This is a genomic window from Ventosimonas gracilis (assembly GCF_001580025.1).
Lineage (GTDB): Bacteria > Pseudomonadota > Gammaproteobacteria > Pseudomonadales > Pseudomonadaceae > Ventosimonas > Ventosimonas gracilis.
Genome location: NZ_LSZO01000211.1, coordinates 61,231 through 70,732, shown reverse-complemented (window position 1 = coordinate 70,732; position 9,502 = coordinate 61,231). Strand labels below are relative to the sequence as shown.

The 9,502-nt window shown below is 54.4% G+C and carries 11 protein-coding genes; 7 read left to right on the top strand and 4 right to left on the bottom strand.

Features of this window, described 5'->3' with window-relative positions; translation table 11 throughout:
• Positions 1 to 166: 166 nt before the first annotated feature.
• A complete protein-coding gene (gene ppsR, locus AXE65_RS12215) occupies positions 167 to 985 on the top strand; it encodes a posphoenolpyruvate synthetase regulatory kinase/phosphorylase PpsR (RefSeq protein ID WP_068392943.1) in 819 nt (272 codons plus the stop codon).
• Positions 986 to 1,349: 364 nt separating this feature from the next.
• Here ppsR and AXE65_RS12210 read toward each other — a convergent pair whose 3' ends face one another.
• From AXE65_RS12210 to AXE65_RS12195, 4 genes are all read right to left on the bottom strand, one after another.
• Positions 1,350 to 1,838: a hypothetical protein gene (locus AXE65_RS12210; RefSeq protein WP_068392940.1), complete on the bottom strand. Its 489-nt coding sequence runs from the start codon at positions 1,836 to 1,838 to the stop codon at positions 1,350 to 1,352.
• 292 nt (positions 1,839 to 2,130) lie between these two features.
• Positions 2,131 to 2,802, bottom strand: coding sequence for a GntR family transcriptional regulator (locus AXE65_RS12205; protein ID WP_068392937.1), 672 nt, complete (start codon positions 2,800 to 2,802; stop codon positions 2,131 to 2,133).
• Positions 2,799 to 4,154, bottom strand: coding sequence for an aspartate aminotransferase family protein (locus AXE65_RS12200; protein ID WP_239685100.1), 1,356 nt, complete (start codon positions 4,152 to 4,154; stop codon positions 2,799 to 2,801). The genes AXE65_RS12205 and AXE65_RS12200 overlap by 4 nt, the downstream gene beginning before the upstream one ends.
• A gap of 3 nt (positions 4,155 to 4,157) precedes the next feature.
• A complete protein-coding gene (locus AXE65_RS12195) occupies positions 4,158 to 5,240 on the bottom strand; it encodes a phosphotransferase (protein ID WP_068392934.1) in 1,083 nt (360 codons plus the stop codon).
• Positions 5,241 to 5,621: 381 nt separating this feature from the next.
• Between AXE65_RS12195 and AXE65_RS13915 the strand changes: the two genes are divergently transcribed.
• The 6 genes from AXE65_RS13915 (at position 5,622) to map (ending at position 9,502) form a co-directional block, all read left to right on the top strand.
• Positions 5,622 to 5,774, top strand: a complete 153-nt coding sequence (locus AXE65_RS13915; RefSeq protein WP_160330613.1) for a hypothetical protein — start codon at positions 5,622 to 5,624, stop codon at positions 5,772 to 5,774.
• Entirely contained in the window at positions 5,774 to 6,577 is an 804-nt protein-coding gene (locus AXE65_RS12190; RefSeq protein WP_239685099.1) for an extracellular solute-binding protein, read from the top strand. Before AXE65_RS13915 ends, AXE65_RS12190 begins: the two co-directional genes overlap by 1 nt.
• 81 nt (positions 6,578 to 6,658) lie before the next feature.
• Positions 6,659 to 6,835 carry a hypothetical protein gene (locus tag AXE65_RS14225; protein WP_239685098.1) on the top strand — a complete coding sequence of 59 codons (177 nt, stop codon included), beginning with the start codon at positions 6,659 to 6,661 and terminating at the stop codon, positions 6,833 to 6,835.
• Between the two features lie 342 nt (positions 6,836 to 7,177).
• Positions 7,178 to 7,915 (top strand): 1-(5-phosphoribosyl)-5-[(5-phosphoribosylamino)methylideneamino]imidazole-4-carboxamide isomerase, encoded by a 738-nt coding sequence (gene hisA, locus AXE65_RS12185; protein ID WP_068392931.1) that lies wholly within the window; start codon positions 7,178 to 7,180, stop codon positions 7,913 to 7,915.
• Positions 7,912 to 8,670 carry an imidazole glycerol phosphate synthase subunit HisF gene (gene hisF / locus AXE65_RS12180; RefSeq protein ID WP_068392928.1) on the top strand — a complete coding sequence of 253 codons (759 nt, stop codon included), beginning with the start codon at positions 7,912 to 7,914 and terminating at the stop codon, positions 8,668 to 8,670. The genes hisA and hisF overlap by 4 nt, the downstream gene beginning before the upstream one ends.
• 40 nt (positions 8,671 to 8,710) lie before the next feature.
• A complete protein-coding gene (gene map / locus AXE65_RS12175; protein ID WP_068392925.1) occupies positions 8,711 to 9,502 on the top strand; it encodes a type I methionyl aminopeptidase in 792 nt (263 codons plus the stop codon).

The window sequence follows — 9,502 nt, the reverse complement described above, 5'->3', positions numbered from 1 at the left end:
ATGATCGTGAGCACGACCATCGGATTGCCGTTTACATTTCATGCCTATATTATATATAAAAATGACTTTACTTTGTGAAAACTTAGTATCAGTGTTTCGGTTAAGCTGTTCATTTCTTCTTGTCATCCTTACACTTGCGTTATTTTCGTCAGTCTACAGGTGATTTATGCAACGCAGCGCTTTTTTTATTTCCGATGGCACCGGTATTACCGCAGAAGCGCTGGGGCAAAGTTTGCTGGCGCAATTTGCCAATATCCACTTTAAAAAGTTGACCGTACCCTATATCGATACTATCGAAAAAGCGCAAGTTTTAGTGCAGCAAATCAATCGCGCCGCCACTGAAGATAACGCCCGCCCGATTATTTTTGATACCGTGGTTAATCAGCAAATACGCGAAGTATTGGCACAGTCCAACGGCTTTATGGTGGATATTTTCTCGACCTTTTTATCGCCTTTGGAGCAAGAGCTACAAGAACATTCTTCTTATTCAGTCGGCACTTCGCATGCCATTGACCGCAATAGTCATTATATGGAACGCATGGCCGCGGTAAACTTTGCGCTGGATAACGACGACGGCGCCCGCACGCATTATTACGACCAGGCTGATTTAATCTTGCTCGGGGTTTCGCGCTCGGGTAAAACGCCCACTTGTTTGTATTTGGCGATGCAATACGGCGTTCGTGCAGCCAATTATCCTTTAACTGAAGAGGATATGGAGCAGCCTAAATTACCCACAGCGCTTAAACCCTATCGGCATAAATTATTTGGTCTGACCATTGATCCTGAACGCTTAAGCAGTATCCGCAATGAACGCCGCGCCAATAGTCGTTACGCCAGTATTGCGCAGTGTGAATTTGAAGTGCGTGAAGTGGAGCAATTATTGCGCCGCGAGGATATTCCTTTTATTAACTCAACGCATTTTTCGGTGGAAGAAATTTCCGCACGGATATTGCTCGAACAGGGGATTGAACGGCGGCTTAAATAACCCTATCCCCCAAGCGGGCGAGGGGAGCACTTTGTTCCTCTCCCCACAAGCCTGTCGCGAAAGCCACCGTCGCTATACTGGCCGTTGTTGCCTTGGTAACCCCAGAGAGCGCCCGTCGAGTGCCTGCTCCTGACGCGCAGTTTGAGTGATTTGACAAAGCCGCAGAGGCTATTGAAACGGGAACAGCTAAATACCAGGATGCGGTTATTCAAGGCCATCGCTGGACACACAGACAATCTGCTTTGCATTGCCGCTGTAATGGAAAGCAGACTGGTTGTTAAAACCCGTTATGCATCATTTCAACACGGTGGCTTAAAGCCATGCAGGCTAAATATTATACAGAAGATGATATTGTTATTCTTAACTACCGTTTATCTAAATCCCGCTGGCATTGCTCAATGCTATCAACCACATCCAGCAAGGCTTGCAAGGCGCGTTTACCCTCAATACCCCTGGCTGCCAGCGGCCAAACCGCACCTCTATTAAACAAGAGAAGCTCTCCGCTGGAAATTTCTTCAAAGGTATAAAAGCGCCTATTGTAGCGTTGCGCGGTTAATTGAAAGCGCATAAAACGGTCAACAAAGGCAAAGCGCCAGCGGGTATTGCCGGTTAATTGCAGGGTTCGCCCGTTATCGTATTGCAAAACCTCGCGCTTATCCTTTGGCGCGGAATAATAACGCGCGTAGCGTCTAACACAGGGCAGGAAATTATCGTGCTGATAATCCCCTTCACGAATAACCGTTAATTGTTTCAAGAATAAACCGCTACCGCTGCGCTCAATCTTGCCGTAATCGGCCTCATGAACGCAGCCGGCTAAAGCCCATGACGCAAGAACGATTGCAATTGTCCGCATGTTACGGCATACCGCTGCAACAGATAGATGCGCAGCATGACGCCCGACCAGTCTTGGACAGTGCATCTCGATTAGCCCGACCCATATCGACCAAGGTAGCAACTGCTCCATCTGCAACAAAAACACCTCGCGACGCTTGCGTCGGAAAAACTTAAGTTGTGACATCGCTCACAAGAATAAATACAAGAAACAAAAATATCGCCGATATGGGAACTTGTTCATAGATTTATTAAATGATCCAACGGGATGTTTCGCTGCAGGCTCCATCAATGAAAGAGGGGGAATAATGACCCTAAGCCTTAAGCCAGTTGGCCAGTTTTTTCCCTTCCAATTCGTTATGTTTACGCGCTTCGTGTTCAGCGAGTGTGCCGTTGCCTTTTAAGATGGCCTGCATAATGGGTTGGTGTTGCAACAGGATATCTTCGCCGCTTTCTAATTCAAAGGCGTTGCAGGCGGTAATAAACAGGCGCACTTGTTGTTCAACCAGCTGATATTGCGCCAGCAGGCGCGTATGTCCGGTGGCTTCGACCATGCAGCGGTGCAGGGCGAGGTCGCTGTCGCAGATGGCGCGTAGCTTGCCTTTATTGCAGGCAAGTTGCAGCGCGGCAAAGGCCGTTTGCAGGCGCTGCAAAACCGCTTTATCGGCTCGTTCAACCAACAGCCGTGCGGCCAAACCTTCCAGTGCGCCGCGCAGCGTCCACAGCTCCCACACATCGACGGCAGAAAGCTCGGGGATTTTCCAGCCGCAATAGGGGATTTTGTGGACGATGCCTTCGGAGCACAGCCGGTTGAGTGCGGTGCGCAAGGTCGAGCGGGCAATGCCCATCTGTTCGGCCAGCGCTTCCTCGGTTAAACGCGCGCCGGGAGCCACCGAACCGCTTAGGATAAAGTCACGCAGATTGTCGGTCGCCTGTGCTTCGGCGGGCAGCTTGGCGACCGGTCTTGGCTTGGCGTTAAGTTTCATTGCTGCTTGTTCAAATCGTTAAGTGCGCCGTCCAGCTCATTAAGGAAGCGTTCGGCATGCGCTTTGGCAAAGACCAAGGGTGGGCGGATTTTTAGGCTGTTGCCGTCAAAACCGCTGGCGGAAATCAGTACGCGGCGCTCGCGCAGCGCGTTGACCAGGTAAGTGGCGGCAAAGGGACTGCTTTGTTTGCTGCTTCTATCTTGCACCATTTCCACGCCCAGATACAGCCCAGAGCCGCGCACATCACCGATGCTCGCATGGCTTTTGGCGAGTTCAAGCAGGCCGTCTTTTAAAAACCGGCCGACGCTTTGTGCGTTTTCCAGCAGGCCTTCGTCACGAATCACGTTAAGCGTGGCTTGCGCCGCCGCCATTGCCACGCTGTTACCGCCAAAGGTGTTGAAGTAGCGCATGGCGCGGCCAAAACTTTCGACCACCTCCGGCAAAATGGCGATACCCGCGACCGGAAAACCATTGCCCATCGGCTTGCCCATAGTGACGATGTCAGGCGCTACGCCGTGGCGTTGGTAGCCCCAAAGTGAATCGCCCAAGCGGCCAAAGCCGGATTGCACTTCATCGGCGATAAACAGTCCGCCCGCTGCGTGCACCACTTCGGCGACCGGCGCGAGCAAGTCGGTGGGGTGGGTATACACGCCGTCGGAGGAGAACGCCGAATCGACAATAAAGGCGGCGAGGCCGTCGCCGTGGCGCTCCAGGTCTTGGATTTGTTTTTGCACTTGCCCGGCCATCCATTGGCCTAAACCTTCTTTTGGCAGGCGATAGGCATCCGGCGCGGGAATTTGCCGAACCCAGGTGCCGAGTGGGGAATTGTCGCCCAATGACGGTGAAATGCTCGCAGTCAGGTGCGAATTGCCATGATAAGCCTCGTGCGTGATGATGATGCCGCGCTTGCCGGTATGGTGCATGGCAATGCGCAGCGCCAAATCATTGGCCTCGGAACCGGTGCAGGTAAACATGGCATGGCCACTGGCCGAGAGCTTTCCGCCAAAGGTCGAGAGCAGGTCTTCTGCGTAATCCAAAATGCCGTCCTGCAAATAGCGCGTATGGGTGCAGAGCGTCTGCATCTGCTGGTGCACCGCTGCAATAATTTTTGGATGGCAGTGGCCGACCGAAACCACGTTGTTATAAGCATCGAGATATTCGTTGCCGTCACTGTCATACAGCAGCACGCCTTGGGCGCGGCAGACCTCCACCGGCTGCTGATAAAACAGCCGATAGGCCGGCCCCAAGGCGCGGCTGCGCCGCTTGATGCGCCCTTTTGTTGCGGGCGGCAGGCCGTCCAGTTTGGACGGGTCAAAGGCGTTGTTCATTTTTCCGTAGACAGGGGCGGTCATCGTTCACTCCTTGGGTAGAAAGGCGCTAAGGGTTGCGGAAACTTCATCGACGGAACGCGCCAAAAACCAGTCAAGCTGCGCCCAGCCCTGTTCGGTATTGCGCAGGATATAGACGCAGTTTTCGGGAAACTGCTTGGCGCGGGCAATCGACAGCAAGGCGCGGGTAACGACGCGCGCCATGGTCAAATGGGGGATCAGTTCGAGCTCTTCTGCCGACAGTTCGGCGAGTTCCAGATAACCGCGCAGCAGGTCTTTACCTTGCGCGAACAGGTCGGTGACTGGCCGCTTGCCCGCGTCGCGCGGCAGTTGGTTGAGCAAAGCGGTCGAGACATCGATGGCAATGGCGGTGCGCACTGCGTCGCCAAAATCAATCAAACCAGTGACAAACTCTGCTCGTTCATGATTGACCACAATGTTGGACTGGCTGAAATCGTTGTGCAGCACCTGCTGGCGCAGCCCAAGCACGCGCTCGTGCAATGCAGCGAAGCGCTCAAAGCCGCGTAGCAGTTGCTGATGCTGGTGCTCGTTATCAATCACCATGAGCAACGGCTCAAGGCGCGGCAGGTTTTTTACGTCCCAAGCCATCACGCGGCCGTCCGCCGGATGGGCAAAATCGGCCGTCGCGTGGCGCAAACGTGCCAGCAACCTGCCAATCTGCTCGCGTCCTGCGGGGGTGGAGTGCGTGCTGTCGAGCGGCGTTCCGGCCAGATAGGTCATCAGTCGCGCAATACGCTTTTGCCCGAAGCTATCGGTAAAGTGCAGCAAAACTTCGCCATCATCTGTGGCAATAACTTGCGGTATCGGCAGCCTTGGGTCGTGCCGGATGATGTGTTGCAGCAGTTTGGTCTGAAAATCAATTTCCGCACAAGGCTCAGCCGGATTACCGATTTTAAAGACAAAGTCTCCGCTTTTTGCCTGCAGATAAAAAGTATCGTCCTTTTCCGTAGCAAGACGCTTGAGCGTGCCGGATACGCCATAGTGCTGATGCAACAAAGCCGCCGCTTCATGCTCAGAAACCGGCTGATGCGCCTCGGCCAGCCCACCGCCCAACACCGCCTGTATCGCCTCGCTTTGCAAAATACTCATGAAAACCCTTGTTGTTTAATTAAGTGCGGCAAGCATATACGACGATTGTCGACAATGGCAATATCTCTCCTCCCAAGGCAATCGGGTGAAGCGATTCGTCATGCTCCATTCGTGGGGAAAAGCGCTCGCAGATAGGACAGTTTCTTATTTAATCGTCTTGGATGCCCCCAATGCAGGATAGAAGCATGCGATCAGGTAGTCGCCTGCGTGTTCAAGACGACACGAATAAGAATGACGCTCTTCACCCGATTGCCCCCGCAACAACACAGGCAGCACTCAAGACTTGAAAATACTTTTTCTTGGGTGCAATATTGATAATTGGCGACAATTAATCGATAAATTGAACCGCCGTCTAATTTCCAAAAACGCCAGGAGGGAGCCATGACCGGCCAAGACAACAATACCAACGAAGCCTTTTTGCGATTTGTTCAGGTCAAAAAAACTTACGACCATCAGTGTTCAACCAAGCGCTTGACCACCCGCCGAATAAGCGCCTACCCGCTACAACAATCCCAACAATCAGGAGCACTTTAATGATGAAACCCTTACAACCACTGGCTCTGGCCGCCGCTTTTGCGCTCGTCTCAAGCATGGCGCTGGCGCAGGACAGCTTGACCGTCATTGCCTTTGGCGGTGCTAACGGCGCGATGCACAAAAAGCACTCGGTAGACCCGTTTGAGCGCGATAGCGGCATTAAAATCCTCTTTGACAGCTATTCCGGCGGCGTGGCCGAGATGAAAGCCCAGGTCGAATCCGGCAATATCCAATGGGATGTTATCAATGTTGAGGCGATTGACCTTGAACGCGCCTGTTCCGAAGGCTTGCTCGAATCCATCGACCACAGCCTGCTGCCGCCTGGCGCGGACGGCACGCCCGCCGAGGATGACTTCGTGCAAGGCATGCTGCAAAGTGACTGCACGGTCGATACCGACATCTTCTCCACCGTCTACGCCTACAACAAAGACACCATCGGTAAAGTCGTACCAACGACCATTGCCGACCTGTTCGATAGCGCCAAAATCCCCGGCAAACGCGCCTTGCGCAAGCGCCCGCAAATCAACCTCGAATGGGCGCTGATGGCCGATGGCGTACCCTTTGATCAAGTCTACAAAGTGCTTGCCACCGATGAAGGGCAAAAACGCGCCTTTGCCAAGCTCGATACCATCAAAAAAGACGTGGTCTGGTTTGACTCCTGGTCGCAAGCCCCGCAGCTTTTGAACGATGGCGGCGCGGTGATGGTGCAGTCCGCCAATGGCCGTTTTTACGATGCCATACGCAACGATAAGCGCCCGTTCGTGATTATCTGGGACGGCCACCTGTACGACACCGAAGGTTGATCCATCTTAAAAGGCACACCAAGAAAAGACCTCGCCATCAAGTTCGTCCTCTACGCCACCGGCACCACGCCATTAACCGGCATGGCCGATGTGGCCTACGGCCCTGCGCGTAAATCCTCGGCGGCGCTGCTGCCCAAGGATGTGGTGGATAACCTGCCCACCTCCCATTTTGATAAAGGCGTTAAAGTCAACTCAGAGTTCTGGGCAGACTATGGCGAAGCGCTGGGGGAAAAATTCAGCGAATGGCAGCTTAAATAAATGGGGCAAAGGATTGCGAATGGAAATACCCTTCGCAATCCGGCCGAAACTGTCTGCAATGCCATCATTTTCTATGATTAATGCCTGTTGACAAACCGGGTGAAGAGCGTCGTTCTTATTCCTGTCGTCTTGAGCACGCAGGCTACTACCTGATCCCATACTCCTATCCTGGATTGGGGTCGTTCAAGATGATTAAATGATAAGCAATACTATTTTGGGGTGCTTTTCCCCACGAATGGAGCATAACGAATCGCTTCACCCGATTGCCCTGCCTCTTTCCCGGCCCTATCTCCCGCAAACGCGTGAGGAGGGCTAAAATGGCCGCTTTTTAGGCGCTAGCTGATGTTGATTATCCCGGCAATCGATTTAAAAGATGGAGCCTGCGTGCGCTTGCGCCAAGGCGTGATGGAGGATGCCACGGTTTTTTCAAAAGACCCGCTGGCGGTCGCGCAGCGCTGGGTTGATGCGGGTTGCCGCCGCCTGCATCTGGTCGATTTAAACGGCGCATTTGCCGGAAAACCGGTCAATGGCGAGATTGTCCGCAGCATTGCCAAGCAATGGCCGACGCTTCCCATCCAGATTGGCGGCGGCATTCGTTCACTTAATACCATCGAGCACTACCTTCAGGCCGGGGTCAGCTACCTGATTATCGGCACGCTCGCGGTTAAGCAACCGGAATTTGTTGGTGAGGCCTGCCGCGCCTTCCCCGGAAAAATCATCGTCGGTCTGGACGCGCGTGATGGCTTGGTCGCCACCGACGGCTGGGCTGAGCAAAGCAGCGTACAGGCGGCGGACTTGGCGCGGTGCTTTGCCAAGGACGGGGTGGCGGCCATTGTCTATACCGACATCAGCAAGGACGGCATGCTGCAAGGTTGCAATGTCGAAGCCACCGCCGCGCTCGCCAGAGCGTGCCAAATACCGGTGATTGCCTCGGGTGGCATCCATGTGCTTGAGGACATTAAAAAACTGCTGGCCGTGCAAGAAAGCGGCATCATCGGTGCGATTACCGGGCGTGCTATTTATCAAGGCACGCTGGATTTAACCGAAGCGCAAGCGCTGTGCGACGAGGCCGCGCCATGACCCTCGCCAAACGCATTATCCCCTGCCTTGACGTAGACAATGGCCGCGTGGTCAAGGGTGTTCGTTTTGAAAATATCCGTGACGCGGGCGACCCGGTGGAAATCGCCCGCCGTTACAACGAGCAAGGCGCGGACGAGATTACCTTTCTCGACATCACCGCAAGCCACCACGGGCGCGGCACCACGCTACACACGGTCGAACGGATGGCCGCGCAAGTGTTTATCCCGCTCACCGTAGGCGGCGGTGTGCGCCGTGTGGAAGACATCCGCGATTTGTTATCGGCCGGAGCGGACAAGGTCTCGATCAACACCACTGCGGTACAAAATCCCGATTTTGTCGGCGAAGCCGCCGCCCGTTTTGGCTCGCAGTGCATCGTCGTCGCCATCGACGTCAAGCGCACAGGCGTGGAGCGCTGGGAGATTTTTACCCACGGCGGCAGACGGGCGACCGGTTTGGAGGCGCTCAGTTGGGCAAAAAAAATGCAGGACTTGGGCGCCGGTGAAATCCTTTTGACCAGCATGGACCAAGACGGTGTCAAGCAAGGCTACGACCTTGCCATTACCCGCGCCGTCAGCGAAACGCTGCATATTCCGGTGATTGCCTCCGGTGGCGCAGGCACCTTGGAGCATCTGGCCGCAGGCATCCTCGAAGGCAAGGCCGATGCGGTGCTGGCGGCGAGTATCTTCCACTTCGGCCAGCACAGCCTGCCCGAAGCCAAAGCCTATCTCGCCGCATGCGGCATTGTGATGCGTTAAGTCTGCTAAACTGCCGCCTTTTTCCGCTTACGGAGCCGTTATGGCCGTCAGTATCAAGACGCCGGATGAAATCGAGAAAATGCGCTTGGCCGGTCGTTTGGCGGCGCAGGTGCTGGAAATGATTGAACCCCACGTCAAGCCCGGGGTTTCGACGGAAACGCTTAACCGGCTCTGTCATGACTACATTGTTGAGGTGCAAAAGGCCGTCCCCGCGCCGCTCAATTACAGGGGCTTTCCGCGTTCCATTTGCACCTCGGTCAATCATGTCGTATGCCACGGCATTCCTAATGATAAGCCATTGAAAAACGGCGATATTGTCAATATCGATATTACCGTGATCAAAAACGGCTACCACGGCGATACCAGCCGCATGTTTTTGCTCGGCGAAGTGCCGCAGTGGGCGGCGCGGCTGTGCCAGGTCACGCAACAGAGCATGTACTTAGGGATTGAGCAGGTACGCCCGGGAGCGCAGCTTGGCGATATTGGCGAGGTCATCCAAAAATATGCCGAGAAGCACGGTTTTTCGGTCGTGCGCGAATATTGCGGGCACGGCATTGGCGCGGTGTTCCATGAAGAGCCGCAAGTGCTGCACTATGGCCGCGCCGGAACCGGCCTTACCCTGCAAGCGGGCATGTGCTTTACCATCGAGCCAATGATTAACCAAGGTGTGCCGCATACCCGCCTGCTGGGCGACGGCTGGACGGCGATTACCAAAGACCGCAAGCTGTCGGCGCAGTATGAACATACCGTACTGGTCACTGAAAACGGCTATGAAATCCTGACCCTTCGCCAAGATGAAACGCATCCACGGACAGCTTCTCCCGGCACTTAG